Origin of the sequence: Agrobacterium sp. 719_389, assembly GCF_900188475.1 — a bacterium.
GTDB lineage: Bacteria > Pseudomonadota > Alphaproteobacteria > Rhizobiales > Rhizobiaceae > Agrobacterium > Agrobacterium radiobacter.
In genome coordinates, this window is the sequence record NZ_FYEM01000001.1 from 697,337 (window position 1) to 722,551 (window position 25,215).

Sequence of the window (25,215 nt, forward strand, 5' to 3'; positions counted from 1 at the left end):
CTGTACCGGAAATGAACAGATCAAGGCCTTTTCGTGGAGGCTCTGCGGCACAAACGCGATGACTAATATTGCAGTTGCATTTTTTGACCAACCGGATGAATAATTGCATCCGCGCTGAAGGCCACAGGCGGTATCCTCCGTCCTGCCGCGCCCAGCGCCCATGGCGTCCGCACTGAAAACAACAACAGACTGCGGATGAACGACCAAAAGAGAGGATCGAAATGCCTATTTCCACCCGTCTGCTCGCAGCCGTATCGATTGCCGCCATCTCGCTGTTGTCGGGCGCAGCCCTCGCGCAGGACAAGATCGTCATCGGCACCGAAGGCGCCTATCCGCCCTTCAACAATCTCGAAGCCGACGGCACGCTGACCGGCTTCGACATCGACATCGCCAAGGCGCTGTGCGAACAAATGAAGGCCGAGTGCACCTTCGTCACCAATGACTGGGACGGCATCATCCCCGCCCTGCAGGCCAAGAAGTTCGACGCCATCATCGCGTCCATGTCGATCACGCCGGAACGTCTCCAGAAGGTCGACTTCTCCAAGAAATATTACAACACCCCGCCGGCTATCGCCGTACCGAAGGATTCGCCGATCAAGTCCCTCGATGATCTCAAGGGCAAGTCGCTCGGCGCGCAGGGTTCCACCACCCACTCCAACTATGCCGAAAAGCATTTCCCGGATGCCGACGTGAAGATGTATCCGACCGCCGACGAATATAAGCTCGACATCGCCAATGGCCGCATCGACGCCGTCATCGACGACATCGTCGTGCTTTCGGAATGGCTGAAGACGGATGCCGGCGCCTGCTGCAAGATCCTGACGCCGCTCAAGGTCGACGTCGAGATCAACGGCAATGGCGCGGGCGTTGCCGTGCGCAAGGGTGACACGGCGCTCGCCGACAAGTTCACCGCCGCCATCGCCGGCATCCGCGCCAGCGGCAAGTATCAGGAGATTAACAAAAAATACTTCGATTTCGACGTTTACGGCGAGTAAGCCTGTTCGATCTGTTGAAATCTCGTGGCGGAAGGCTTGCCCTTCCGCCATTTTTGTTTGAAAACGTCACGATAACAATCACGGCGGCTTAAGACCGCAGGGGAAAACTGGCATGAGCGGAGCATTTTCCGCCATAGGTGCGTTCTGGACCTATGTCTCGACACTTCTCGATCCCTTCTGCGGGCCGGTCGGTCTCTTCTCGCTTTTCGGAAACGGCACCCTGGTCGCCTGCGGCGATGCGGGCTGGGGCGATGAGATCGCTTTCGGCGTCAAGGTCACGATCTCGCTGGCGCTTGCCACCCTGCCGGTCGGACTGCTGATCGGTTTTCTCATCGCGCTCGCCGCACAATCGGAAGAAAAATCGCTGCGGCTGGCGACGGGTATCTACACCACCATCTTCCGCGGTCTGCCGGAACTCCTGACGCTCTTCATCGTCTATTACGGCATCCAGATGCTGCTGCAATCGATGGCCGGTTACATCGGCATCACCGGCCCGGTCGAGATCAACGCCTTCGTGGCGGGCATGGTGGCGTTATCGGTGGTGTTCTCGTCCTATGCCTCTGAAGTGCTGCTCTCCGCCTTCAAGGCGATACCCAAGGGGCAATATGAGGCGGGCGCGGCCCTCGGCCTTTCGCGGGGCCACACCATGGTGCTCATCATCATTCCGCAACTTGTCCGCATCGCCCTGCCCGGCATGACCAATCTCTGGGTCATCCTGCTGAAAGACACGTCCTACGTCTCGATCATCGGCCTTGCCGATATCATCCGCCAGACCGGCATCGCCGCCCGCGTCAGCAAGGAAGCCTTTTTCTTCTACAGCATCGCCTGCCTGCTTTATCTCATTCTCGCGCTGCTTTCGTCGATCGGGATCGGCTTCATCGATCGCTGGTCGCGCAAATCGGAGGCGCGCCGATGAGCCATATCAAGGAACTCATTCCAGCCCGCCCCGCCCCGGCCGTCGCGGACAAGCCGCTCAATATCTCGCGCATCGTCGGCATTGCCGTCATCACGCTCTGGCTGCTGCTTGCCGCCGGGCTGATCTTCGCGATGATCGAAGGCTGGGACTGGGATAAATTCGAACGTTACGGGCCGCGCTATATCAATGGTCTCATCACCACCATCACGCTGGTCGGCAGTTCGATCATTCTCGGCGCCATTCTCTCCGTGCCGATCGCCTTTGGCCGCATGTCGCAAAATCGCATCATCGGCGCGCTCGCTTATGCCTATGTCTATGTCTTCCGCAGCACACCGCTTCTGGCGCAGCTTTTCCTGATCTATTACGGCCTCGGCAGCTTCCGCCAGGGGCTGGAGACCGTCGGCCTGTGGTGGTTCTTCCGCGAAGCCTGGTATTGCGGCCTCCTGTCGCTCACGCTCAACACCGCCGCCTATCAGGCCGAAATCCTGCGCGGCGCCATTCAGAGCGTGCCGCGCGGCCAGCATGAGGGCGCCGCCTCGCTCGGCCTGTCGAAACTCGTCACCTTCCGCAAGGTCATCCTGCCGCAGGCGCTCATCGTCGCGCTGCGTCCCTATGGCAATGAGATCATTCTGATGATCAAGGGTTCGGCGGTGGTCTCCATCGTCACGGTCTTCGACCTCATGGGCCAGACCCGTTATGCGTTTTCCCGCACCTTCGATTATCAGGCCTATCTCTGGGCGGCGATCTTCTACCTGACGATCGTTGAAACGCTGAGACATGTCTGGGCATGGCTGGAAGCCCGCCTGACGCGCCATCTCAAGCGTTAAGCGGCAAAGCTGGCAGCACTCATCAAGGAAGGCTGCTAACACTCTGAAAAATATAACTATTTTATGACAATCCATGTCCTTGGCAAGCTTGGATTAACCATGTCGTGTTCCCATATTCGATACAGCGGCAATGCTGTGATCGGCAATCATGGAAACGGGAACCGCCGTCATGAACAAGGACATGGAAATGATGCTGAGAGGCTACGGCCTCACCACCGCCCAGATTTTTTATCGCCTGCCGGACCATCCGCTGGTTCTCCAGACCTATATCTGGCAGAACTATGATCTGGCCCCTGATTTCCCCGAAATGCACGGTTTCCTCAAATTCTGGCAGGAAAAGCTCGACGGGCCTTTGCACTCCGTCCGCTACGTGCACCGGCAGGTGATCTCGGCGCAGGAATGGCGCGCGCTGAAAGGGGAGTTCATCCTCCACTGAGCCATAGCGCCACATAAACATTGCGCCCGTCCCCGATGCGGCTTACAGCAAACTTCAACTGAAGACGCTGACGGATAGGCACGATGACGAAGAACCAGAAAATTGACGAAGAGGCGCTTGCCGAGGCCTATAACCGCGCGCTGGCGCTTGAAAAAGCCGGCGATGTGGACGCGGCGGTGAAGGCCTATGAAGAGGTTCTCGCCATCGATCCGGACGATCACGGCGGTGCGGCCGTGCGCATCGCCGCCATGGGCCGGGGCGAACAGCCATCGAAAGCGCCTGACGCCTATGTCGAAACCCTGTTCGACCAGCACGCCGAAGCTTTCGAGGATATTCTCGTCGAGCAGCTCGGTTACGCCGTGCCGATGATGGTGCGCCAGCGGCTGCAGACCCTCAACCTCGGCCCCTTCAAGCGCCTGCTCGATCTCGGCTGCGGCACCGGCCTCACCGGCGAAGCGCTGCGCGATATGGCCGACGATATCACCGGCATCGATATTTCCGAAAACATGGTCGAGATCGCCCATGAGAAGGACCTTTACGAGACGCTCTATGTCGCCGAAGCCGAGGACTTTCTCGAGGATAATGACGACGAGCCCTTCGACATCATCACCGCAACCGATGTGCTGCCGTATCTCGGCGCGCTGGAGCCGCTGTTTTTCGGCGCTGCCGAAAACCTCAACGCCGGCGGCCTGCTGATCTTCTCATCGGAAACTCTGCCCGAAACGACGCTCGCCGGACGCCCCTATATGGTCGGCCCGCACCAGCGTTTCGCCCATGCGGAAAACTATATCAGGGAAAGACTGGCCGCGACGGGCTTCGAGGTTCTCGAAGTGACCGACATCAACGTGCGCATGCAGGACGGCAATCCGACGCCCGGTCATCTGGTGATTGCAAAGCTCAAGGGCTGATACGACATAGGAGGCTTATGCCCCGACGTCTCGGCAGTTTTCTTCTCCCCGCCGGGGAGAAGGTGGCCCGAAGGGTCGGATGAGGGGGCAAGCTCTCAATCTATCTCTACCCTTGCTCCCTCATCCCGCTGCCGCGGACTTCTCCCCGGCGGGGAGAAGAAACAAGCGGGGCATGCTCGCCCTAAGTTTAAGGAACATTGCTGAATCAACCTCTCAGCAACATCCGCCAGCAGGTTGAAGAGACTCACCTTTCCCGCCCGCTCAACTCGCCTTGGGACGCCAGACGATATCCGCCACCTTGAGTTTCTTCGGCACGATCTTCAGATCATAGAATTCGTCCGCAAGCGCCTGCTGATAGGCGATGGCTTCATCCGGAACCAGCGAGACCCGTCCGAGATCAGCCCCCGGTCGTGTCAGCGAGACCTTGGTGACATCCTCGGGAACGCCGGTGATCGACGCCAGCGATTTTGCCGTTGCGTCGATATTGGCCTGCGCCTTCGCACCCACATTCGCCAATTCCTTGATGATCAGCGGCACGAGATCGGGATTGCTCTCCACGAAATCGCCATTGGCGAGGAAGTAACTCCACGGATCGACGATGCCTTCGGCGGTCGAAAGAACCCGCGTCGTCGGCTCTTTTTCCGCCACGGCGAAATAAGGATCCCAGATCGACCAGGCATCGATGCTGCCGCTGCGGAAGGCGGCGGCCGCATCCGGCGGCGCAAGATCGACTGGGGTAATGTCGTTCAAGGTCAATCCCGCCTTTCGCAGCGCCTTGACGGTGACATTATGGGCGCTGGAGCCGCGCTTGAAGGCGACCTTCCTGCCTTTCAGGTCTTCCAGCGTCTTCAGCGGTGAATCCTTCTGCACGAGGATGGCCGATCCGCCGGCCGCCGCCTTGTAGGTGCCGACATAACGAAGATTGCCGCCGGCGGCCTGTGCGAAAAGCGGCGGCACATCGCCAGTCGGGCCAATATCAAGCGCGCCTGCACCAAGCGCTTCGAGAAGCGGCGGCCCGGAGGAGAATTCCGACCATTTGACCTCGATGCCGCGATCTTTCAGCAGCGCTTCGAGCGCGCCCTGGCTTTTCGCGAGCGCTATCACGCCATTCTTCTGCCAGCCAATCCGCAATGTGGTGGTTGCGGCGCTTGCCCGCCGGATATGCGGCAGAAACGCCGCCCCGGTCGCACCTGCAATCAGTCCCAATGTTCCGCGTCGTGTGAGCATATGGATATCCCTCGCTATTCCATCCTTCGACAGTAAAAGCGTAGATATTCGAGAGATTTTATCAAAATCCCAGTTTGCGCGGAGACGACGCCGAGAGAATTGAATGTGCGAATTTGCCATTCTGGGCGGAATAGAATTGTCGTGGCCTGGCGGCGGCTACCGGATGGACCTTCCTGCAAGATCAGCTTCCGGCGGGCCAGAGCGACGAAAAAAACGGCCCGCAAATGAAAATGCCCTCCCCGGCAACCGGAAAGGGCATTGATCAAAAACCTGGCCGGCGGCGGATCACTCCTCGCCGGATTTCGGATTGTCCAGCAGCATATAGTCGAGCGGCAGTTCCGTCGTATATTTGATCTGCTCCATCGCGAACGCGGAGGAAACGTCGCGAATTTCGATCTTGGCGATCATGCGCTTGTAGAAAGCGTCATAGGCGGCAATGTCAGGCACGACGACGCGCAGCAGATAATCGACGTCACCGCTCATGCGGTAAAATTCGACGACTTCCGGAAACTCGGAAACCACCTCGGAGAAACGCTTCAGCCATTCGATGGAATGGGAGGCGGTGCGGATGGAGACGAAAACCGTGACCTTGGTGTTGACCTTGACCGGATCGAGCAGCGCCACGCGCCGGCGGATGACGCCGTCTTCTTCCATCTTCTGGATACGCCGCCAACAGGGCGTCGTGGAAAGGCCGACCTTTTTCGCCAGATCGGCAACGGCCAGCGTGGAATCCTCTTGCAGAATGCGCAAAATCTTACGGTCTAGGCGATCCAATGCGTCTACCCTCCTGAATTAATTTCCTTTCAATACACTAATTTTCGCAGAAAAACAGAAAATTGTTTCACTAAAGCCGCATTTCCACATGTTGTCGCAGAACCGGCAGCAGTTCCTCCGCGAACCATGGGTTCTTTTTCAGCCAGCCGGTGTTGCGCCAGCTCGGATGCGGCAGGGGAAAAATGGCGGGACCGGAATTGGCATGAAGATAGCTGCGCCAGTTTTGCACCGTTTCAGTCATGGTTTTGCGCCGCTTCCCACCCAGGTGAAAGGCCTGCGCATATTGGCCAATGGCGAGGATCAGCTCCACCTGCGGCATGGCCATTATTACCCGCTCACGCCAGTGCGGCGCACATTCGCGCCGGGGCGGCAGGTCGCCGCCCTTGTCGTCATAACCGGGAAAACAGAAGCCCATGGGCACGATGGCGAAACGATCCGGGTCGTAGAAAGTCTGCCGATCGACATCAAGCCACTGGCGCAGCCTGTCGCCCGAGGCATCGTTGAAGGGCAACCCCGTTTCGTGCACACGAAGCCCCGGCGCCTGCCCGGCGATCAGGATGCGCGCCTTGGCCGACATGACGACTACCGGCCGGGGTTCGTGCGGCAGGCGATCAGCCATTCCGTTGAGCGGCATATCGCGACAGAGACGACAGCGGGCGATTTCGCTGCGCAACCCGTCCAGCCCATCATCACGCACCGGCGCTAGCTCAACCATGGTCCCATCCCAGAAGATGGCGGATAATGGTGAGGAAGCCCGCCGCCGGCGTTTCCAGATCCGCAGCCCGGTGTTCCCGCCGCCATTGCGATGGTTTCTCGAATTCTCCCGCCCAGATGCCGCGCGCCTGCCTGCGCGCCGCCGCCTGCTCGCTTGAGAACTGGAAATAACCTGATGCGACCGCAAAACCCGCCGACACCATTTCCGATGAGACATCCCTGCCGCCTGCGGAACAATAGACGAGCAGCCGCCCGTAACGGTCTCTGGAACTGCCGGAACAGGAAAAATCCGCCGGCTCGGCCAGCCGTTGCAGGACGCGGCGCGCCTCCTTCCCGCATGGCCAGCTTTCGTTGCCGCGCAGGCATGTCTGCGCAAGCTCCGGCGCATTGATACCGAGCAGCCGAAAACGGTCCTCACCCTTTGACAGCGTGTCACCATCGATCACGAAGAAGCGGCCGCTATAGGTCTCGCTGTTGATCTGATCGAGCTTGGCCGCGATCAGAATGCCGAGAAAAACCGTGGCGAGAAAAAGCCCGCCATCGCGAAATGCCGAAAAACGCCTGCCCTTGCCTCCATTTCGTCTCATGTAACAACAAACCCTTGTCAGAAATGGCAAACAAATCCTTTAACGGCAGCATCTTCTTAAGATTTTGCGCGTAGTCTGCAAGGGTTCATGTCACCCCGCGTTGTAACAATGAGTAAAAGCGTCAGCACGTCCACCGACAAGATCATCGTCGACCGGTCGAAAAAGCATCGCAACAAGGCGGTCTTCGACACGGTGAAGACGACACGTGAACGCCTGCAGCAAGGGGCCGGCGCAAGCGACGCCTATGAACGCGAAATGCTGACCATGCATATCGCCGAAACCCTGCAGGGCGCGATGATCATGCCGCTCTTCATCGTGCTCGCTTCCGTCATCGGCCTTTATATAACCCGCGATATCGGCCTGATCATCTGGTCGCTGATTGCGCTGAGCTTCCACGCCTTTTCTCTGCTTCTAGCCAAGCGGGCGGCAAAGCAAGAGATCACCGCCGACAATCTCCAGCACTGGAAAAGTCTCTTCCTCAGCGTGCAGATTCTGATCGGCTGCGCCTGGGCGATGTTTGCACTGGCCGAACCAGTGCGCAACAACCCGACGCTTGTCCTTTTCTTCAAGGGCTCGACGCTGCTGATCGCGCTTTCGCTCACCGCCATGGCCAATTTCATGCTGCGGCGGGCGACCTTCATGACCTTCCTGCCGGTGCTGGCGGCGCTTTGCATAACATCGGCCATTTCACGCGATCCCTTTGATGTCGGCTTGGCGCTGATGTTCGGCATGGCGATCCTCTTCTGTCATCGCATCACCAGCCGGCTTTACCAGACCAGCATCAAGCTTCTCTCCTCGCAGACGGAAAAGGACGACCTGATCGCCGAACTCGAAGTCGCTAACTCGGTTTCGGACGAGGCACGGCGGCGCGCGGAAGAAGCCAATCTGGCGAAATCGCGCTTTCTCGCCTCCATGTCGCACGAACTCAGAACCCCGCTCAACGCGATTCTCGGCTTCTCCGAGGTCATGTCCTCGGAAGTACTCGGCCCGCTCAACAATCCGCTCTACAAGGAATATTCCGGCGACATCCACCGTTCCGGCCAGCATCTGCTTGATCTCATCAACGAAATCCTCGACCTGTCGCGCATCGAGGCCGGCCGTTATGACCTGAATGAAGAAGCGATCTCGATGCTGGAAATCGCCGAGGATTGCATCGGCATGATCCAGCTTCGCGCCCGCGCCAAGAATATCAGGATTTCCCAGCAGTTCGAAAACAGCCTGCCACAGGTCTGGGCCGATGAAAAATCCATCCGCCAGGTCATTCTCAACCTGCTCTCCAACGCCGTGAAGTTCACGCCGCAGGGCGGCGAAATCCTCGTGAAAGCCGGCTGGACGGCGGGCGGGGGCCAATATGTGTCGATCAGGGATAATGGCCCCGGCATTCCCGAAGATGAAATTCCCGTGGTGCTGTCGGCCTTCGGTCAGGGCTCTATCGCCATCAAGAGCGCCGAACAGGGAACCGGTCTTGGCCTGCCCATCGTCCAGGCCATTCTCGCCAAACATGACGGCCAGTTCATCCTGAAATCGAAACTGCGCGAGGGCACCGAAGGCATCGCCATCCTGCCCGCAAGACGCGTGCTGCAGAGCCTGCCGGCCGTGGAAGAAACCCACGCCATCCAGCCGCGCCGACGGTCCTTTGCCTGAAGCCCCTGAGCATTAGCCCAAAAGCGAAGGCGCTCCGCCTAGAAGAACAGCGTCGTCACCAGCGAATAAAGCACGAAAAATCCGTTCGCCATCAACAGGCAGAAGACGGCAAAGGAACCGAGGTCCTTGGCATGCCGCCCGACCGAGGAGATTTCCGGCGAAATGCGATCCACCAGCTCTTCGATCGCGGTATTCAACGCCTCTACTGAAAACAGCAACAGCATCAGCACCGTGAAGACGAGAAGATGCGCAAACGGCGCGCCCACGACCAGAAGCAGGGCGAGCCCGACGCCGAAGGCAAGAACCTCATGCCGGAACGCCGCTTCCTGCCACAGCCGGCCAAGCCCCTGCACGGAATAGCGGGCGGCGGCAAAAAGATGCCGCCAGCCTTTTTCCTTGCGAAAGGCGGGTTCCGGTTGCTTCTTTTGCGGCGTCACGTCCATCTTCAGCCTCAATGATCGGTGCGGGAACTGATGCGGGTGTCCACACCCGCCGCTTCGAATGTCGCCATGCCGGAATGGCAGGCGGCCGCAGCCTTGACGATGCCGGCGGCAAGTGCAGCCCCGGTTCCCTCGCCAAGCCGCATGCCAAGCGCCAGCAGCGGCGTCTTGCCGAGCTTTTCGATGGCGGCCAGATGGCCGGGCTCGCCCGAGACATGGCCGATCAGGCAATGATCAAGCGCCGAAGGATTGGCGGCCTTGAGAAGAGCGGCAGCGGCCGTCGCCACATAACCGTCGATCAGCACGGGAATGCGCTGCACGCGGGCGGCGAGGATGGCGCCGGCAATCGCCGCGATCTCGCGTCCGCCAAGACGGCGCATGATCTCCAGCGGATCGGACAGGTGATCCTTGTGGAATTCCACCGCGGCCTTCACCGCCGCGATCTTGCGGGCCATGACCTCGCCTTCCGAGCCTGTGCCCGGACCGGTCCACTCTTCCGCCGTGCCGCCATAGAGCGCGAGATTGATCGCCGCCGCAATGGTGGTGTTGCCGATGCCCATTTCGCCGACGCAGAGAAGATCGGTGCCGCCGGCAATCGCCTCCATGCCGAAGGCCATGGTGGCGGCGCAGTCTCGCTCCGAGAGCGCAGGCTCGCAGGTGATGTCGCCGGTCGGGTAATCGAGCGCCAGATCGAAGATCTTCAGGCCGAGATCGTTGGCGACACAGATCTGGTTGATCGCCGCGCCGCCTGCCGCGAAATTTTCCACCATCTGCTGGGTCACTGAGGTCGGATAGGGCGTAACGCCGTGCCGGGTAACGCCGTGATTGCCGGCGAAGATCGCCACCAGCGGACGGGTGACTGCCGGAGAACGGCCGGACCAGGCAGCCAGCCACATGGCGATTTCTTCGAGGCGGCCGAGCGAACCGGCGGGCTTGGTCAGCTGCGCATTGCGCTCCTTGGCCGCCACAAGCGCATGCGTATCCGGGCCGGGAAGCTCGCGCAGCAGCGCGCGGAAATCGTCGAAGGGCAATCCGCTCATGCTCATGATATCTGTCTTTCTCGTCGTCGGGTTGGCTGTCGCATCGGCTCATGCGTCCGGAACTTGTGTTTTCCGGCAAATCGGTCTTTGTTGCGCCTCTCATAATCGCGGATGCGCCGCGGAACAACCGGAAATGCAGCAACTGCAACGGAGAGAGCATGAAGGCCGGGGATTTTATAACAGATGTCATGCATTCCCTCGCCTTTCTGAGCCGCCTGCCCGTTCCCTCGCGGTTTTTTGATGATGCCGACGATGTGTCGATGCGCCGCACTGCCCGCGCCTTTCCCGCCGCCGGTCTGCTGATCGCCCTGCCCGCCGCTTTCCTCGTTGTGGTTTTTACGGCCTTCGACGCCTCTCCGCAGCTCACCGGCTGGCTTGTCATCGGCCTGACGGCGCTCGTGACAGGTGCGCTGCACGAAGATGGCCTGGCCGACATGGCCGACGGTTTCGGCAGCGGCAAGGAGAAGGCGCGCATGCTTGAAATCATGAAGGACAGCCGCATCGGCAGCTATGGCACGATTGCCATGATCCTGTCCTTTGCGCTCCGCGCCACCGCACTCGCCTCGCTCATTGAAACGCTGCCGGCAAAAACCGCCGCCGCCGCCCTGATCGCCGCGCTTGTCCTGAGCCGCGCGCTGATGGTGTGGCACTGGCAGTCCCTGCCCGCCGCCAAGACCTCCGGCATCGCCGCCGGCGCCGGCCAGCCGGGCACAAGCGAGCGCAACATCGCGCTTGTAATCGGGTTGCTGCTTTTCATCCTCTTCACGCTGCACGCCCTGCCGCTCCTGTCGATCGCCCTTGTGCTGGCGGCAGCCTTTCTGGCGGCCATGCTTTTCGGCAGGCTCTGCGACCGGAAGATCGGCGGCCATACCGGCGACACCATCGGCGCCTGCCAGCAGATCACGGAGATCGTGATTCTTGTCGCCCTTGCCCTTGCGGCGTGACGGCCTGATATAAATCATCATGGAAACACCCTGCATCCATATCTGCCGCCTCGATGAAACCATGAGCCTCTGCATCGGCTGCGGACGAATGCTGGATGAAATTGGCGGCTGGGCAGGGTATAGCGACGAGAAGCGCCGCGAGATCATGCGGTTGCTGCCGCAAAGACTGGCAAATCTGGCCGAGACCGCCAAGGAGACGCATACCGCATGAACAGGCTGACCATCGTTCTCCTCCTGCTGGCCGTCGGCCTTGGGCTGCTGCTCATCAATCACGACGGTGGCCGAACGCTCGGCATCGACAATGATCAATTCGCCCATGTTCTTTATCTTCTGCCAATCGCCGGTCTCCTATCGGCAGGCATTCTGGCGGGAAGCCGCGGCAGTTTCGGCACCGTCATCCGCCAGCTCGCCGTCTGGCTGGTCATTATCCTCGGCCTCGTTTCCCTCTACCTCTATCGCTACGATCTGCAATCCTTCGGCGACAGGCTGCTTGGCGGCCTGATACCCGGCCGCGCCGTGGTGGTGACGACCTCGGACGGTGGGCAGGAAATCATATTGCATAAATCGATGAGCGGTCATTTCGAAGCCAATGTCGGCGTCGAAGGCAAGACCATCCATATGCTGGTGGATACCGGCGCAAGCTCGGTGGTACTCGCCAATGCGGATGCCGCCGCAATCGGCATCGACACCACAAACCTCCGCTATACCGTACCGGTCATGACTGCGAACGGCCGCACGGCGGCAGCCCCCGTCACCCTGTCGGAAATTGGCATTGGCCCGATCGTGCGCCGCAACATCCCGGCCCTCGTCGCCCAGGACGGCCAATTGGGCCAGAGCCTGCTCGGCATGAGCTTCCTGTCGACGCTCGGTTCGCTGCAGATGCAGACCGATGAACTGCGGCTGCGCGACCGATAAACGCCGGCCCTTTGCTCTTCATTCTGCGGCTTCCCCGAGACATTGGCCCCGGAAAGAAAATACCCCGATGCGACCGCAACGGGGATATTCTTTTCGCACATAGGGACCAAAGGCCGGCCATTGCCCCTTGCTTCCTTCCCATTTGATAATTTATGTTGGCCTTGTTCTCAGGGCGGGGTGCAATTCCCCACCGGCGGTATCGGGATTTTTCCCGGAGCCCGCGAGCGCTTCCGGTCTCCAAAGCCGGAAGGTCAGCAGATCCGGTGAGAGGCCGGAGCCGACGGTATAGTCCGGATGGAAGAGGACAAGGCATAAGGCGCCCGCACGCAGCGGGCCTCGCATTGCATTGTTCGCCCAAGGGATATTTGGCGCTTCTTGAAGCGCGAAAATGCCGCAAAACGGCATAACCCTTGAAAGGCTTGAAAGAAAATGACCATTGCTAGAATTGAAGACGCCATCGAAGCCATTTCCCGTGGCGAGATGGTGGTTGTCGTTGACGACGAAGACCGCGAAAATGAAGGCGATGTCATCGCCGCCTCCGACAGCATTACCCCGCAGCAGATCGCCTTCATGATGAACCATGCGCGCGGGCTGATCTGCGTCGCCATGCCGGGCGAGCGTCTCGATGCCCTCGACATTCCGCTGATGGTGTCGCGCAATACCGAATCCCTCAAGACAGCCTTCACCGTTTCGGTGGATTATATTCCCGGCACCACGACAGGCATTTCCGCCGCCGACCGGGCAAACACCGTGCGTGCGCTGGTATCGGAGGATTCACGCCCCGAAGACTTCGCCCGCCCCGGCCATATCTTCCCGCTGCGCGCCAACCCGCAAGGCGTTCTCGGCCGCACCGGCCATACCGAAGCGGCCGTCGATCTTTGCCGTCTTGCCGGGAAATTCCCCTGCGGCACCATCTGCGAAGTCGCCAATGACGACGGCACCATGGCCCGCCTGCCCCAGCTCGAAGTCTTTGCTGAACGCCACGGCCTGCTCGTCGTGACGATCAAGGACCTCGTTTCTTACCTCAAGGGCGAGGTTGTCGAGGACGTGGTGCAGAAGCAGGTCGCCTGATCTGCGCTTCCTGTTGTGAATACGAAAACGCCCGGCGCAAACCGGGCGTCAAATTTTAAAAAAAGCTTTTCCGCTCAGTTCCGCAACCGATACCCCGTCTTGAACATCCAGCTGACAACACCGAGGCAGAGCGCAAGAAACAGCGTGATCATCGCCAGACTGATGATGGGATTGACGTCGGCGATCTCATAGAAGCTCCACCGGAAACCGCTGATGAGATAAAGCACCGGATTGAAATGGCTGACCGTCTGCCAGAAGGGCGGCAGCATGTCGATGGAATAGAAGCTGCCGCCAAGGAAGGTCAAAGGCGGCACCACCAGCATTGGAATGAGGTTCAGCTGCTCGAAATTCGTTGCCCATATGCCGATGATGAAGCCAAACAGGCTGAAACTGACAGCCGTCAGTACGAAGAACAGCACCATCATGAACGGATGAGCAATCGTGATATCCACGAAGAAGGTGGCTGTTATCAGAATGATCGTCCCGATCATCAGGCCCTTGGTCGCCGCCGCCCCGACATAGCCGGCGACAATTTCCGTCATCGATACGGGCGCGGACAATATTTCATAGACCGTGCCGGTGAATTTCGGGAAATAAATGCCGAAGGAGCCGTTGCCGATACATTGCGTCAACAGCGTCAGCATGATGAGGCCGGGGGTTATGAACGCGCCGTAGGAAACCCCGCCAACCTCCTGAATCCGCGAACCGATCGCGGTTCCGAAGACGATGAAATAAAGCGAGGTGGAGATGACCGGCGAGACCACGCTCTGCAGCAGGGTGCGGCGCGTGCGCGCCATTTCGAACAGATAGATGGCCTTTATGGCTTCGAAATTCATTTCTGGCCTCCCACCAGCGAAACGAAGATATCCTCAAGCGAACTCTGTCGCGTGGAAATATCCTTGAAATGGATGTTGGCGGCGGAAAGGGCGCTCAGAACATCGGCAATGCGGCCCTGCTCGCCATTATCTTCAATCTCATAGGTGACGGTGCAACCGTCTTCGGAAAGCGCCAGACCGAAGGGCGCGAGGCTCTCGGGCAATTGCTCCACCGGCTGGGCGAGTTCCAGTAAAAGCTGCTTGCGGCCGAGTTTCTTCATCAGCGCCGTCTTTTCTTCCACCAGCAGCAATTCGCCGCCATTGATGACACCCACCCGGTCGGCGATTTCTTCCGCCTCTTCGATGTAGTGCGTGGTGAGGATGATGGTGACGCCCTTGGCCCGCAGCTCGGAGACGACGTTCCACATGTCGCGGCGGAGCGTCACATCAACGCCGGCGGTCGGCTCGTCGAGGAACAGAACCTTCGGCTCGTGCGCCAGCGCCTTGGCGATCAGCACACGCCGTTTCATGCCGCCGGAAAGCTCCCGCAGCATGTTGTCCTTCTTGTTCCAGAGCGACAGGGATTTGAGGATGCGCTCGATCAGTTCCGGGTTCTTCTTCTGCCCGTGCAGGCCGCGCGAGAAGCTGACGGTGTTCCACACCGTCTCAAACTGGTCGGTGGTCAATTCCTGCGGCACGAGGCCGATCAGGGCGCGGGTCTGGCGAAAATCCTTCACCACATCATGCCCGCCGACAAGCACCGAACCTTCCCCCGGATTGACCAGGCCGCAGACAATCGAGATCAGCGTTGTCTTGCCGGCGCCGTTCGGGCCAAGTAGGGCAAGGATTTCACCCTCCCTGATATCGAGGCTGACACCTTTGAGCGCCTGAAAGCCGTTTGCGTAGGATTTTGTCAGATTCCGTATCGAAACAATGGCATTCATGGCGAATTCTTTCGAAAAACCGAGTAAGATGAACGCCATATAGACCGCAGAGGTTGCAAATGCCACCCCAGCGGACCGAACACTGCGTTCGGCAGAGACGGAAAATCAGCCGTAGACGCTATAGAAAAACTGCGCTGCGACGAAGACCAGAAACACCCCGAAGGCCCGCTCCAGCTGCTTTTTGCTGAGCGCATGGGCGAGCCTGGCGCCATAGGGCGCAACGACAAGCGTGATGGGGATCAGCAGCACCACGGCGATCCAGTTGATGAAACCGGTGGAAAACGGCGGCAAGCCCGCATCGCCCCAGCCGGCCCAGATGTAACCCAGAAGCCCCGGCAGCGAAATCAACACGCCGACACCGGAAGAGGTGGCGACCGCCTGATGGATCGTACGTCCGTAAAGCGTCATGAAGGTGTTGTTCATCACCCCGCCGCCCACGCCCATCAGGCCGGAAAAGAGCCCGATGCCGGCGCCGACAAGAAAACGGCCCGGATTTTTCGGCAGGTCGGAGCCGAGATGCCAGCTCGCCCGGTTGAAGATCATCCGGAAGGCGAGCGCGAGCGCGATGAAAGCGAAGATCAGCCGCAGCGCAACGCTCGAGGCATAGGCGGCAACCACGGATGCGAGGATGGTGCCGAGCGGCACCGCAACGATCCAGCCCTTCAGAAGATCGATATCAACCGCGCCTTTCTGACGATGCGTCAGAAACGAACGGATGGAGGTGGGCACGATGATGGCAAGCGAGGTGCCGAGCGAGAGATGCATGCGCACCGCCTCCGGCACATCCAGAAGCCCGAAGACCTGGTAGAAGACGGGCACCAGCACCGCGCCGCCGCCGATGCCGAACAGGCCGGCCAGAAGACCGGCGACCACACCCGCTACCGCAAGCGCCGCGGCAAAGACCATCAGCTCTGAAACAGGGGGCATAAAGGCAGGCTCCCGAAGGCCGTTGTCACAAACATGTGACCCTCATAGCGTATCAGAAGAGCGCGGCAAGCCATGTTGGCCGCAGGTCAGTACGGCGCGATGTCTTTTGCCGCATATCCGCGCCGGATGGACCACTCCATGGGATTTTTTTCCCATTGCATGCCCTTGCAAAGACGCCGATATCCCCCCGATAAGGCTGTCTTCTTCAACCGGCCTTCGGGCCGGTCTTTTTTTGTTGGAATGTGACAGAAGAATTGGAATTCCGACAAGACGCCGCCCGACTATCGCCCTGCCCAATCACGCCGTTCGCGTTCCTAGTCGCAATGCCTGTAACCTGACTTGCGCGTGCGCAGGTCGAAGTGAAAATGGTTCCAGTGATTGGGATCGCTGCCCGGCCCGAGAACGGTCGAGAAATATTTGCAGCTGTCAGACCGCACCGCCTTCAGCAGCGCCTTTTCGCGGAAGGCGAAGAAGCTCTTGCTGCGCACATCGATCTCCTTGCCGTTTTTCAGCGTGATGGTGCCGATATCGATGGCGTTGCCGCGCGCATGTTCGGACCATGGGTTGCTGGAGCGCGAATTCATCTTGCGGCAGGAATAACCGCCCATCGGCGTGATGCGGCCAACGCCGGAGAGATAACGGAAGCGCGAGGATGGCACGAGTTCGAACTTCACCCATTTGGCAAAGGCAAGCGTGACCTGACAATTGAGCTTCACCGCCGGCCGGATCGCGACGCCGCTGGCAAGACCGCTGAGTTCAATCGGATAATCGATACCGCAGGTCGGACCATCGGCAATGCGCGCAACGTCCCGGAAAGCAACGCCGAGGCGGCGCAGTTCGGAGCGGCAGGCAACCTCCGAAGATGGCATGACGCCTGGTTGCATCGAGCGGTTGCTTTGCGGCCCGCCGCCCGCCATCGGATTATCAGGCATGAGCATGGCGACTTCCTCCACCGGCTGGCGGCGCGAGGAAGAGCCAAGCGGCGGCGGCGGGATGAGCCGCGATTGGCTGGCCCGTTGCGTCTGGCGGGCCGGAGGCACGGCCATGGGATTATCCGTGCCGATACCATCCACCACAGGCTGCGTGGAAGCGCCTTCGGCAATCTCCGCATCCTGTTCTTCGGCAAGCCCGCGGACGGGCTCCACACCCAGCATGGAATCCATGTTCACGCCGCCTTCGCCTTCAGCGATCTGGTTGCTGCTCATCTGCTGCGCGGGCATGGTCTGGCTCTGCATGGTCTGCGCCGGCACAGTGGTATGGCCGCTGGCCGCCATGCGCGCCTGATGCTGGGAATCGAGTGTCGAATAACCCTGCCCGCCCTGCCGCGATTGCAGCAGGGGATCCTGCGAGGCGTAAGGTTCTGGCATCGGCTGAGAAACGGCCGCGGGATAGTCACCGCCCTGCCCCACCCGCTCCGCCTGATACACGGCACCCGCCGGCGCGCTGTATCCCTGTTGCCGCGAGGAGCGGATGGCGCTGACGCGCGTGGTACCGTCCACTTCCGCCGGTGGCACGAGGCCCTCCGCCGAACACGACACCATGACCGTGGAAACCATCAGCAACGTCACAAGACGACGCGGAAGGGAAACATACGCCATACGAGAACCTGTACCTTCAGCGGCCGCTATTCGCGGCAATACAGGATAAATTTTAAAGAAATGAGGTAAACGAAACCTTATTGGTTACGGGAAATAACGAACCTGGTTGTTGCGTGACGCTGCAAATGAAGAAGGCACGATCGAAATCGCGTCGAAGGTCATAACAGAAACGCTGAAACCTCTCCTCCGACACCCGACACTCAAACGTCTCCTCCGTCATCCTCGGGCTTGACCCGAGGATCCAGAGCCGCGCGAGGAATGGATGTCGGGTCAAGCCCGAGGATGACGTCGAGTGCTGGAAAAGCTTCTCATTCATCTAAGGGCGCAGCCATGGCCGCGCCCTCCACTTTACCCAAACGCATATGTCACGCGGCCCGCGAAACCTCGCGCGCAACCCCATTTCCAAGTTCGAAACGCGACAGCAGCGAGCGCAGCTGGCGGCTTTCCTCAGCGAGCGTCTGGCTGGCCGCCGTCGTTTCTTCCACCATGGCGGCGTTCTGCTGGGTCATCTGGTCCATGTGGTTGACGGAGGTGTTGATCTCCTGCAGGCCGGTCGCCTGTTCGCGCGCGGCCGTGGCGATGGAGTTGACGTGGCCATCGACGCGGTTGACCAGCGCCACGATCTCCTCCAGCGCATCGCCTGTCGAGCGCACGAGTGCGACGCCGCCGCCGACCTCCTCGGCCGAACGGTTGATGAGGGTCTTGATTTCCTTGGCCGCATTGGCGGAACGTTGCGCCAACTCGCGAACCTCCTGCGCCACCACGGCAAAACCACGCCCGGCCTCGCCCGCACGCGCCGCTTCCACACCGGCATTCAGCGCCAGAAGATTGGTCTGGAAAGCGATCTCGTCGATTACAGAGATGATCTGCCCGATGCGTTTGGAAGAGTCCTCGATACGGCCCATGGCGTCGACGGCATTACGCACGATCTCGCCCGAGCGACCGGCGCTGGTTTTCGTGTCCTGCACCATCTGCCGGGCCTCGTTGGCCCGCTCGGAAGCGGTGCGCACCGTGGCGGTGATTTCATCGAGAGCGGCCGCCGTCTCCTCCAGCGCCGCCGCCTGCTGTTCGGTCCGGCGGGAAAGATTGCCGGTCGCGCCGCTGATATCAGAGGCACTGTCATTGACGACATGGCCGGTTCTGGCAATGGCCTCGATCGCACCGTGCAATGCACCGACCGCGCGGTTGAAGTCCATGCGCAGCTTTTCATAATCCGCGCCGATATCGGTAAGCGAAACGGTCAGGTCGCCATTGGCAAGCGCTTCGAGCGCATCGCCCAGTTGCTCCATGGCATGGGCCTGCCGCTCGGATGCGGAACGAAGCACCATCTCGTTGCCGTGCCGCGCTTCTTCCAGCGCCCGTTGCTGGTCGGCCTCACGGGCCTGCAGCGCGCTGCGCTCATTGACGCTGTCGCGCAGTACCAGCAGCGTCTTGGCGATCGCGCCGATTTCATTGCGTCGGTCGGCGAACTGGATATCCGCCGCACCGTCCCCATCGGCGATGCGGCGCATGCTCTGGCGGATGAGATCGATCGGCCGGGTCACGCTGCGCACGACGGCTGCGGCCACGCCGACAACCAGAAGGCCGGCCAAGACACAAAGACCACCATTAAAATAGACGTCGCGCCAGAACACCGCTTCAAGATCGTCAACATAAACACCGGTGCCGACAATCCAGCCCCAGGGGGCGAAACCGGCGACATGGGAGAATTTCTCGACCGGCTCCGGCGCACCGGGCTTCGGCCAGTAATAATCGACAAAGCCCTTGCCGCCTGCCTTGACCGTGTTCACGAACTCGACGAACAGCGCCTTGCCGTTCGGGTCCTTGTTGGCGGTAAGGTCGGTGCCGTTCATCTCGGGCTTGATCGGATGCATCACCATTTTGGGATGCATATCGTTGATCCAGAAATAGCCGCTGCCATTGCCGTAGCGCATTGCCGCAATGGTCGTCTTGGCCTGCTGCTGCGCCGCCTCCCGCGTCAGGCTTCCGCCCTGCTCCAGTCGGTAATATTGATCGAGAATGGCAACAGCGGTTTCGTTCATTGACGCAAGCCCGGCTTTCCGCTCGCGCTCCATTTCGTGGTAGCTTTCAAACAGGCTGAATGTGAGAGCCGCGGCCAGTATTGCCAGAAACAATGCGACGAGCGCATACAGGCGCATAGATATTGTTACGTTTTTCATGTTCCCCCTCAACGTCGCTGATGCACTTCGACCAGCCGATGTTAAAGGCAAAAAATTTATTATTATTAAATACACATATTATACGTTGGTATTATTCTTCTATGCTCGCGTTAATTCGCGCCACCATTCCAAACCAGTACAGCAAAGTGAATTTTCAAACCGGCCGGCGGCATTTAAAGACAGCGTTAACCGTGTGGCCCCTATCCTCCTTGACCGAAATTACACTACAGGGAGACGCGCGATGGCACGGCCCAATTTTCGCTATACACATTATGACCTGAAGGAACTTCGGGCCGGCACGGTCATTGAAGTATCCCTGTCGGTCGTCAACAATGTCCGGCTGATGACGGGTGCGAATTTCCAGCGCTTCACCGAATTGCTCGATTTCAAATATCTCGGCGGCGTCGCGAAAAAATCGCCGATCCGCCTCGCCATTCCCGAGACATTGCACTGGCATCTGGTCATCGACGCCGAAGGCCATAGCGGCCTCGCCGAATCCTCGGTCAAGATGCTGCCCGCGCAGACGCAGGCAGCACCACATCGCAAGGCATCCTGATCTTCTTTAAAAACAGTGAGTTGCCGCAGTTTCGCGACTCTTTTTGCCAGCGGCCTGAATCTTTTTCTTAAGATTGACGGCGACACGGTTTCGGCTCAAACCGCGCAAAAACCCTAACGCGATCCCCGCTCGCGGCGCAGCTTCGCCCACCAGTCCAGACGCTTGCGGATTTCCCTTTCGAAACCCCGGTCCGGTGGATCATAAAAGGTCGTGCGCCCCATTTTCTCAGGGAAATAATCCTGCCCGGAAAAGGCGTCCGGCTCGTCATGGTCGTAGCGGTAGCCATCGCCGTAACCTTCGCCCTTCATGAGCTTGGTCGGCGCGTTCAGAATATGTTTCGGAGGCACCAGCGAGCCATTTTCCTTGGCCGCCCGCATCGCCGACTTGAAAGCCGTATAAACGGCGTTCGATTTCGGCGCAGTGGCGAGATAAACACAGGCCTGAGCCAATGCGAGCTCGCCTTCCGGTGAGCCGAGATAATCATAGGCGTCTTTGGCGGCGTTGCAGACGACGAGCGCCTGCGGATCGGCAAGACCGATATCCTCCACCGCCATGCGCACCAGCCGCCGCCCGAGATAGAGCGGGTCTTCGCCGGCATCGAACATGCGGGCGAGATAATAAAGCGCCGCATCCGGGTCCGAACCCCGCACGGACTTATGCAGCGCCGAAATGAGATTATAGTGGCCGTCCTGGCTTTTGTCATAAACCGGAGCGCGACGCTGCACGATGCGCGTCAGCCCCGCGGTATCGAAGGTCTCATCCTTGCGCGCCGCGCGCCAGACCTCTTCGGCAAGCGTCAGCACGGCGCGGCCATCGCCGTCGGCCATGCGGATAAGGCTTGCACGCGCATCCTCGGTGAGCGGCAGGGGCTTGCCCTCCGCCTCCTCGGCGCGTTTTAATAATTCGCTCAGGCTCTCCTCGTCATGCGAGCCGAACGTCAGCACGCGCGCACGCGACAACAGAGCGGCATTCAACTCAAAGGACGGGTTTTCGGTGGTGGCGCCCACCAGAATGATGGTGCCGTCTTCCATCACCGGCAGGAAACTGTCCTGCTGGGCGCGGTTGAAACGATGGATTTCGTCGACGAAAAGCAGCGTCTGCCGGCCGTTCATCCGGCGTGTGCGCGCTGCCTCGAAAACCTTCTTGAGATCGGCGACACCGGAAAAGATCGCCGAAATCTGTTCGAAGGCCAGTCCCGCCTCGCCGGAAAGCAGCCGGGCGACCGTGGTCTTGCCGGTGCCGGGCGGGCCCCAGAAGATCATCGATCCCAATGACCCACTGTCGATCATGCGGCGCAGTACGCCCTCCTCGCCCGTCAGATGCGGCTGCCCGCTCACCTCCGCCAGCGTCTTCGGACGCAGGCGATCGGCAAGAGGCCGCCGGTTGGCGACCTCCACGGGCACTTGCGGGGCGAAGAGATCGTCGCTCATCGCAGGAACTGCCGGATGCGTTGCCCGTCACGCAGGATTTCCACGCGCCAGAAGCCGGGATTATCGTCCAGCGCCTTTTCGGCCGCAGCGGTGGAGGCGATGTCTGCACCGTTCAGCGACAGGATCACATCCTTCGGCTGGAAACCGACACGATAGGCCGGCGAGCCGCGCTTCACATCGGTGATCACAACACCCGTCACCTGTGACGGCATCCGCAATTCATCGGCAAGCTTCGGCGAGAGATTGGCGACTGTCGCGCCGGCAAAGGGATTGCGACCCTCGATCAGGCGCTCATCACGCGGCGCGGTTTCCGGCGCAGTATCGAGCGCGATGGTCACCTTTTTCTCTTTGCCCTTCTCCACCACCGTCAGTTCAGCGGATTTGCCGATTCCGGCGGTCGTCACGCGATATCCCAGCGCATCCGGATGCTCCACCTCGAAGCCGTTGACGGCGGTAACGACCTCGCCGGGCTCGATGCCCGCCTTCTCGGCCGGTCCGCCCTTGACGACGCTGACGACAAGCGCGCCGCGGGCGCGATGCAGGCCAAGCGCCTCAGCAACGTCCGATGTCACGGGATCGAAGGTGGCGCCGATATAGGGCCGCTCGAAGCTCGCGTCACCGCGTTCAGCAGCCGCGACGAAAACCCGGACGAGATTGGCGGGAATGGCGAAACCGATGCCGTTCGATCCGCCGCCCTTGGAGAAGATGGCCGTATTGATGCCGATCAGCTCACCCGCCATGTTCATGAGTGCGCCGCCGGAATTGCCGGGGTTGATGGAGGCGTCGGTCTGGATGAAGAAGCCGAAATCGCCCTGCGTCACCTGATTGCGGGCGAGACCCGAGACGATGCCGCTGGTCACCGTCTGGCCGACGCCGAAGGGGTTGCCAATGGCAAGCACCAGATCACCAACTTCAATCGCGTCGGAATTGCCGAGCGACAGCACCGGGAACTGTTCTTTCGCATCGATCTGCAGAATGGCAAGATCGACCCGGTCATCTTTCAGCAGCACCTTTGAGGAGAACTCGCGCCCGTCCGCAAGCGCCACCTTGATGTCGTCGGCGCCATCGATGACGTGATTGTTGGTCACCACGAGGCCGCCGGAGGTCACGATCACGCCCGAGCCGAGCGACGACTGTTTTTCCGTGCGGTTCGGCATCTGCTGGCCGAAGAACTGCTCAAAGAAAGGATCGCCGGCAAAAGGCGACAGGCGCCGCTGCACGACACGCTCGGCATAGACATTCACCACCGCGCCCGCGGTGCGCTTGACCAGTGGCGCAAAGGAAAGCTGCATTTCCGTGTGGCTTGAGGGCACGGTCCTGTTGTCCTGTGCGCCAGCGCCCACGGGCAAGAGAATAAGCGCGGCGAGAAAGCCGGTGGACAGATACTTCAACACGCTTCGCATGTGATTCCTCATCGTCATCAGTATGATGGAGTTATAACGCCAAAGCCTGTAAAGCAAAGAGCGGCAAGATGATGGCTATCCTTTTCCCAAGCCGCGCCTTTTCCCATCATGACAGCAGCGAAATGGAACCAGCGAGCCGCCTTTCCGGTTTCATCCGCAACAGCATTTCTCAAAGAGACACGTCATGGATTTGAAAAGGCCCCTCCTCGCCTGCGGTCTGCTCCTCGCCTCCTCCCTCGTTTCACCGGCCGCTGCTGCAAGCTTCGACTGCGCAAAGCCCGATCTGGCGGCCGATGAAAAGGCTATCTGCGACAACCGTAGCCTCAACGATCAGGATGTGAAGATGGCCACCACCTTCGATATCCTCACCCAGCTGATGGCCATGGGCGCACGCGACACGCTGCGTGACGAACAGAGCAAATGGCTGAAGAAACGTCAGGAATGTACAGCCGACGTCGCCTGCCTGACAGCCGCCTATGAGGAGCGCATGAAGCGTCTTGCAGAGGCGTTCCAGAGCATCAACCGGCCGCTCTGACCGTTATCGCCTGCCCTCACGCCGCACGGATCATGACTTCCATGAGGCCATGCAGCTGGTCGCGATAACCGGTTCTGGCGGAAGGTGCATCCTCACGAGAGGTCATCACCACGGACAGCCGTCTGGCGGGCACGATATAGAGCATCTGCCCGCCATAACCCCAGGCGTAATAGACCGTTTCGCCCGCCATCTCCTTGATGAACCAGCAATAGCCATATCCGTCGCCGTTAAAGACCGAATTGGTGCGCTGCTGCCAGGACTGGTTGATCCAGCCTTGCGAAATCAGTCGCTCGCCCTCCGGTGTCGCCCCGCCGCGCCTGTAAAGCTCGCCGAAGGCCAGTAGCGACCGCGCCGTCATCGCCATCTGGTTACCGCCGAGATAGATGCCCTGTGGATCACGCTCCCAGCCGCCGATCGCAAAACCCTTCAGCGGACGAAACCAGTCACGCGCCAGAGCAAGCGTCGAGCGGCCGGAGGCCTTGGTCAATATCGCCGAGAGCAGATGCGTGGAACCCGTGGAATAGAGCATGCCGCCGCCGGGCTCTCCCGCAAAACCGGAACCCAGCGCCATCCGCACCCAGTTGCGGCTGGCGACCCAGCGGCCGTAATTCGGCCCGGACATGCGCTCCAGACCCGACTGCATGGACAAGAGGTTACCGATGGTGATCCGTTCCAGTCTCGCATCGGGACTTGGCGGAAAATCGCCGCGCAGAACCGTCGAAATCGGCTGGTCCGCACTCTCGATGATCTTGCGGTCAATCGCCATGCCGACCAGCGCCGAAATGATCGATTTGGACGCCGATTTGATATTGGTGGAGCCATTAACGCTGGCCCCATGATAGGCGCGGCTTGCGACCTCCTCGCCGTCGATGCTGACGAGGACCGTCTTGAGGCTGGAAAGCGCGTCTGCGTCCCTCAGCAACGGATCGAAACGGATGCCCTTGCCTGAACTCTGTGCGCGGGCAAGCTCGGCAAAAGGCAGGGACGCGATGAGGGCGAGTGCGGTTCGTCTTTTCATGGTGTTGAAATTAGGCATCGCCAGGCCGTGGAAAAGAGCCGAGGGCTGAACATCACTCCAATGTGACTGCGGGGGTTGCCGGCACCCGATTGGAAATTTCGAATTTATAGCTGGAAAACAGCATGTTGCGCGGGTTTGGGGAATCAAGCTCTAAGGCGGTTGAATCTGTTTCTGAAGGAAGCGTTTAACCGACGTACAGGCAGCAAAAAGCCGCCCCGAAAGGGCGGCTGATAGAGGATGAGAGACTCCTCACGCTCGACGTCATCCTCGGACCTGCCCCGAGGAACCATGGCGTCAGTGGTTTTGGGCTCCTCGCCTCAAGGGCAGGGATGACGAAGGAAGCCTTATGCACCTTCGCCCTTAACCCGAAA

General features: G+C 60.0%; 26 protein-coding genes and 1 riboswitch. Of the genes, 12 read left to right on the forward strand and 14 right to left on the reverse strand.

Annotated elements, in window-relative coordinates:
- Positions 1-221: 221 nt before the first annotated feature.
- The 5 genes from CFB10_RS03430 to CFB10_RS03450 all read left to right on the forward strand — a co-directional run bounded on the left by CFB10_RS03430 (position 222) and on the right by CFB10_RS03450 (position 4,082).
- Positions 222-995: an ABC transporter substrate-binding protein gene (locus CFB10_RS03430; RefSeq protein WP_003507867.1), complete on the forward strand. Its 774-nt coding sequence runs from the start codon at positions 222-224 to the stop codon at positions 993-995.
- 112 nt (positions 996-1,107) lie between these two features.
- A complete protein-coding gene (locus tag CFB10_RS03435; protein WP_020012878.1) occupies positions 1,108-1,911 on the forward strand; it encodes an ABC transporter permease in 804 nt (267 codons plus the stop codon).
- Positions 1,908-2,738: an ABC transporter permease gene (locus tag CFB10_RS03440; RefSeq protein ID WP_020012879.1), complete on the forward strand. Its 831-nt coding sequence runs from the start codon at positions 1,908-1,910 to the stop codon at positions 2,736-2,738. Before CFB10_RS03435 ends, CFB10_RS03440 begins: the two co-directional genes overlap by 4 nt.
- Before the next feature lie 169 nt (positions 2,739-2,907).
- Positions 2,908-3,174, forward strand: a complete 267-nt coding sequence (locus CFB10_RS03445) for an usg protein (protein ID WP_003507863.1) — start codon at positions 2,908-2,910, stop codon at positions 3,172-3,174.
- 83 nt (positions 3,175-3,257) lie between these two features.
- Complete coding sequence (locus CFB10_RS03450; RefSeq protein WP_020012881.1) at positions 3,258-4,082, forward strand: class I SAM-dependent methyltransferase; 825 nt, start codon at positions 3,258-3,260, stop codon at positions 4,080-4,082.
- Between the two features lie 261 nt (positions 4,083-4,343).
- Here CFB10_RS03450 and CFB10_RS03455 read toward each other — a convergent pair whose 3' ends face one another.
- From CFB10_RS03455 to CFB10_RS03470, 4 genes are all read right to left on the reverse strand, one after another.
- Entirely contained in the window at positions 4,344-5,309 is a 966-nt protein-coding gene (locus CFB10_RS03455) for an aliphatic sulfonate ABC transporter substrate-binding protein (protein WP_026364166.1), read from the reverse strand.
- A 285-nt stretch (positions 5,310-5,594) separates the two neighbouring features.
- Positions 5,595-6,083, reverse strand: a complete 489-nt coding sequence (locus tag CFB10_RS03460; protein ID WP_003507846.1) for an Lrp/AsnC family transcriptional regulator — start codon at positions 6,081-6,083, stop codon at positions 5,595-5,597.
- A gap of 70 nt (positions 6,084-6,153) precedes the next feature.
- Entirely contained in the window at positions 6,154-6,798 is a 645-nt protein-coding gene (locus tag CFB10_RS03465; protein ID WP_170940893.1) for a uracil-DNA glycosylase family protein, read from the reverse strand.
- A complete protein-coding gene (locus CFB10_RS03470; protein ID WP_020012884.1) occupies positions 6,791-7,384 on the reverse strand; it encodes a thermonuclease family protein in 594 nt (197 codons plus the stop codon). Before CFB10_RS03470 ends, CFB10_RS03465 begins: the two co-directional genes overlap by 8 nt.
- Before the next feature lie 108 nt (positions 7,385-7,492).
- On the opposite strand from CFB10_RS03470, the gene pdhS2 reads away from it, so the two are divergent.
- Entirely contained in the window at positions 7,493-9,028 is a 1,536-nt protein-coding gene (pdhS2, locus tag CFB10_RS03475; RefSeq protein ID WP_020012885.1) for a two-component system sensor histidine kinase PdhS2, read from the forward strand.
- A gap of 38 nt (positions 9,029-9,066) precedes the next feature.
- On the opposite strand, the gene CFB10_RS03480 is transcribed toward pdhS2, so the two are convergent.
- Positions 9,067-9,471, reverse strand: coding sequence for a diacylglycerol kinase (locus tag CFB10_RS03480; RefSeq protein ID WP_020012886.1), 405 nt, complete (start codon positions 9,469-9,471; stop codon positions 9,067-9,069).
- A gap of 8 nt (positions 9,472-9,479) precedes the next feature.
- Positions 9,480-10,514, reverse strand: a complete 1,035-nt coding sequence (cobT, locus tag CFB10_RS03485; protein ID WP_020012887.1) for a nicotinate-nucleotide--dimethylbenzimidazole phosphoribosyltransferase — start codon at positions 10,512-10,514, stop codon at positions 9,480-9,482.
- A gap of 152 nt (positions 10,515-10,666) precedes the next feature.
- Between cobT and CFB10_RS03490 the strand changes: the two genes are divergently transcribed.
- From CFB10_RS03490 to ribB, 4 genes are all read left to right on the forward strand, one after another.
- Entirely contained in the window at positions 10,667-11,452 is a 786-nt protein-coding gene (locus CFB10_RS03490; RefSeq protein WP_026372494.1) for an adenosylcobinamide-GDP ribazoletransferase, read from the forward strand.
- 19 nt (positions 11,453-11,471) lie between these two features.
- Positions 11,472-11,663: a DUF1289 domain-containing protein gene (locus CFB10_RS03495; protein ID WP_020012889.1), complete on the forward strand. Its 192-nt coding sequence runs from the start codon at positions 11,472-11,474 to the stop codon at positions 11,661-11,663.
- Entirely contained in the window at positions 11,660-12,367 is a 708-nt protein-coding gene (locus CFB10_RS03500) for a TIGR02281 family clan AA aspartic protease (RefSeq protein WP_020012890.1), read from the forward strand. Before CFB10_RS03495 ends, CFB10_RS03500 begins: the two co-directional genes overlap by 4 nt.
- Positions 12,368-12,526: 159 nt before the next feature.
- A riboswitch (FMN riboswitch) is annotated at positions 12,527-12,677 on the forward strand.
- A 119-nt stretch (positions 12,678-12,796) separates the two neighbouring features.
- Positions 12,797-13,438: a 3,4-dihydroxy-2-butanone-4-phosphate synthase gene (ribB, locus tag CFB10_RS03505; RefSeq protein WP_020012891.1), complete on the forward strand. Its 642-nt coding sequence runs from the start codon at positions 12,797-12,799 to the stop codon at positions 13,436-13,438.
- A 74-nt stretch (positions 13,439-13,512) separates the two neighbouring features.
- Here ribB and CFB10_RS03510 read toward each other — a convergent pair whose 3' ends face one another.
- The 5 genes from CFB10_RS03510 to CFB10_RS03530 all read right to left on the reverse strand — a co-directional run bounded on the left by CFB10_RS03510 (position 13,513) and on the right by CFB10_RS03530 (position 19,902).
- Complete coding sequence (locus CFB10_RS03510) at positions 13,513-14,274, reverse strand: ABC transporter permease (protein WP_003507827.1); 762 nt, start codon at positions 14,272-14,274, stop codon at positions 13,513-13,515.
- On the reverse strand, positions 14,271-15,197 hold the full coding sequence (locus tag CFB10_RS03515) for an ABC transporter ATP-binding protein (protein WP_026364168.1): 927 nt from the start codon (positions 15,195-15,197) through the stop codon (positions 14,271-14,273). Before CFB10_RS03515 ends, CFB10_RS03510 begins: the two co-directional genes overlap by 4 nt.
- A 105-nt stretch (positions 15,198-15,302) precedes the next feature.
- A complete protein-coding gene (locus tag CFB10_RS03520) occupies positions 15,303-16,124 on the reverse strand; it encodes a sulfite exporter TauE/SafE family protein (RefSeq protein ID WP_026364169.1) in 822 nt (273 codons plus the stop codon).
- Positions 16,125-16,438: 314 nt separating this feature from the next.
- Positions 16,439-17,722: an extensin family protein gene (locus CFB10_RS03525; protein WP_020012894.1), complete on the reverse strand. Its 1,284-nt coding sequence runs from the start codon at positions 17,720-17,722 to the stop codon at positions 16,439-16,441.
- 365 nt (positions 17,723-18,087) lie between these two features.
- Positions 18,088-19,902: a methyl-accepting chemotaxis protein gene (locus tag CFB10_RS03530; RefSeq protein ID WP_026364170.1), complete on the reverse strand. Its 1,815-nt coding sequence runs from the start codon at positions 19,900-19,902 to the stop codon at positions 18,088-18,090.
- A 241-nt stretch (positions 19,903-20,143) separates the two neighbouring features.
- Between CFB10_RS03530 and CFB10_RS03535 the strand changes: the two genes are divergently transcribed.
- Complete coding sequence (locus tag CFB10_RS03535) at positions 20,144-20,458, forward strand: DUF1883 domain-containing protein (protein WP_020012896.1); 315 nt, start codon at positions 20,144-20,146, stop codon at positions 20,456-20,458.
- A gap of 113 nt (positions 20,459-20,571) precedes the next feature.
- Here CFB10_RS03535 and CFB10_RS03540 read toward each other — a convergent pair whose 3' ends face one another.
- A complete protein-coding gene (locus CFB10_RS03540; RefSeq protein ID WP_020012897.1) occupies positions 20,572-21,888 on the reverse strand; it encodes a replication-associated recombination protein A in 1,317 nt (438 codons plus the stop codon).
- Positions 21,885-23,291, reverse strand: coding sequence for a DegQ family serine endoprotease (locus tag CFB10_RS03545; RefSeq protein ID WP_020012898.1), 1,407 nt, complete (start codon positions 23,289-23,291; stop codon positions 21,885-21,887). The genes CFB10_RS03540 and CFB10_RS03545 overlap by 4 nt, the downstream gene beginning before the upstream one ends.
- Positions 23,292-23,475: 184 nt before the next feature.
- On the opposite strand from CFB10_RS03545, the gene CFB10_RS03550 reads away from it, so the two are divergent.
- Positions 23,476-23,826 (forward strand): lysozyme inhibitor LprI family protein, encoded by a 351-nt coding sequence (locus CFB10_RS03550; RefSeq protein ID WP_020012899.1) that lies wholly within the window; start codon positions 23,476-23,478, stop codon positions 23,824-23,826.
- A 16-nt stretch (positions 23,827-23,842) separates the two neighbouring features.
- Here the strand turns inward: CFB10_RS03550 and CFB10_RS03555 are convergent, their stop codons facing one another.
- On the reverse strand, positions 23,843-24,844 hold the full coding sequence (locus CFB10_RS03555; protein ID WP_020012900.1) for a serine hydrolase: 1,002 nt from the start codon (positions 24,842-24,844) through the stop codon (positions 23,843-23,845).
- Positions 24,845-25,215 lie beyond the last annotated feature (371 nt).

Excerpts from the sequence above, each read along its gene's own strand:
- CFB10_RS03535 (WP_020012896.1), top strand. The coding sequence starts at position 20,144 with ATGGCACGGCCCAATTTTCGCTATACACATTATGACCTGAAGGAACTT.
- CFB10_RS03435 (WP_020012878.1), top strand. The coding sequence starts at position 1,108 with ATGAGCGGAGCATTTTCCGCCATAGGTGCGTTCTGGACCTATGTCTCG.
- CFB10_RS03550 (WP_020012899.1), top strand. The coding sequence starts at position 23,476 with ATGGATTTGAAAAGGCCCCTCCTCGCCTGCGGTCTGCTCCTCGCCTCC.
- CFB10_RS03480 (WP_020012886.1), bottom strand. The coding sequence starts at position 9,471 with ATGGACGTGACGCCGCAAAAGAAGCAACCGGAACCCGCCTTTCGCAAG.
- CFB10_RS03465 (WP_170940893.1), bottom strand. The coding sequence starts at position 6,798 with ATGGTTGAGCTAGCGCCGGTGCGTGATGATGGGCTGGACGGGTTGCGC.
- CFB10_RS03510 (WP_003507827.1), bottom strand. The coding sequence starts at position 14,274 with ATGAATTTCGAAGCCATAAAGGCCATCTATCTGTTCGAAATGGCGCGC.
- CFB10_RS03455 (WP_026364166.1), bottom strand. The coding sequence starts at position 5,309 with ATGCTCACACGACGCGGAACATTGGGACTGATTGCAGGTGCGACCGGG.
- cobT (WP_020012887.1), bottom strand. The coding sequence starts at position 10,514 with ATGAGCATGAGCGGATTGCCCTTCGACGATTTCCGCGCGCTGCTGCGC.
- CFB10_RS03430 (WP_003507867.1), top strand. The coding sequence starts at position 222 with ATGCCTATTTCCACCCGTCTGCTCGCAGCCGTATCGATTGCCGCCATC.
- pdhS2 (WP_020012885.1), top strand. The coding sequence starts at position 7,493 with ATGAGTAAAAGCGTCAGCACGTCCACCGACAAGATCATCGTCGACCGG.
- CFB10_RS03530 (WP_026364170.1), bottom strand. The coding sequence starts at position 19,902 with ATGAAAAACGTAACAATATCTATGCGCCTGTATGCGCTCGTCGCATTG.
- CFB10_RS03540 (WP_020012897.1), bottom strand. The coding sequence starts at position 21,888 with ATGAGCGACGATCTCTTCGCCCCGCAAGTGCCCGTGGAGGTCGCCAAC.
- CFB10_RS03500 (WP_020012890.1), top strand. The coding sequence starts at position 11,660 with ATGAACAGGCTGACCATCGTTCTCCTCCTGCTGGCCGTCGGCCTTGGG.
- CFB10_RS03515 (WP_026364168.1), bottom strand. The coding sequence starts at position 15,197 with ATGAATGCCATTGTTTCGATACGGAATCTGACAAAATCCTACGCAAAC.
- CFB10_RS03490 (WP_026372494.1), top strand. The coding sequence starts at position 10,667 with ATGAAGGCCGGGGATTTTATAACAGATGTCATGCATTCCCTCGCCTTT.
- CFB10_RS03495 (WP_020012889.1), top strand. The coding sequence starts at position 11,472 with ATGGAAACACCCTGCATCCATATCTGCCGCCTCGATGAAACCATGAGC.
- CFB10_RS03450 (WP_020012881.1), top strand. The coding sequence starts at position 3,258 with ATGACGAAGAACCAGAAAATTGACGAAGAGGCGCTTGCCGAGGCCTAT.
- ribB (WP_020012891.1), top strand. The coding sequence starts at position 12,797 with ATGACCATTGCTAGAATTGAAGACGCCATCGAAGCCATTTCCCGTGGC.
- CFB10_RS03440 (WP_020012879.1), top strand. The coding sequence starts at position 1,908 with ATGAGCCATATCAAGGAACTCATTCCAGCCCGCCCCGCCCCGGCCGTC.
- CFB10_RS03525 (WP_020012894.1), bottom strand. The coding sequence starts at position 17,722 with ATGGCGTATGTTTCCCTTCCGCGTCGTCTTGTGACGTTGCTGATGGTT.
- CFB10_RS03445 (WP_003507863.1), top strand. The coding sequence starts at position 2,908 with ATGAACAAGGACATGGAAATGATGCTGAGAGGCTACGGCCTCACCACC.
- CFB10_RS03470 (WP_020012884.1), bottom strand. The coding sequence starts at position 7,384 with ATGAGACGAAATGGAGGCAAGGGCAGGCGTTTTTCGGCATTTCGCGAT.
- CFB10_RS03555 (WP_020012900.1), bottom strand. The coding sequence starts at position 24,844 with ATGAAAAGACGAACCGCACTCGCCCTCATCGCGTCCCTGCCTTTTGCC.
- CFB10_RS03520 (WP_026364169.1), bottom strand. The coding sequence starts at position 16,124 with ATGCCCCCTGTTTCAGAGCTGATGGTCTTTGCCGCGGCGCTTGCGGTA.
- CFB10_RS03545 (WP_020012898.1), bottom strand. The coding sequence starts at position 23,291 with ATGCGAAGCGTGTTGAAGTATCTGTCCACCGGCTTTCTCGCCGCGCTT.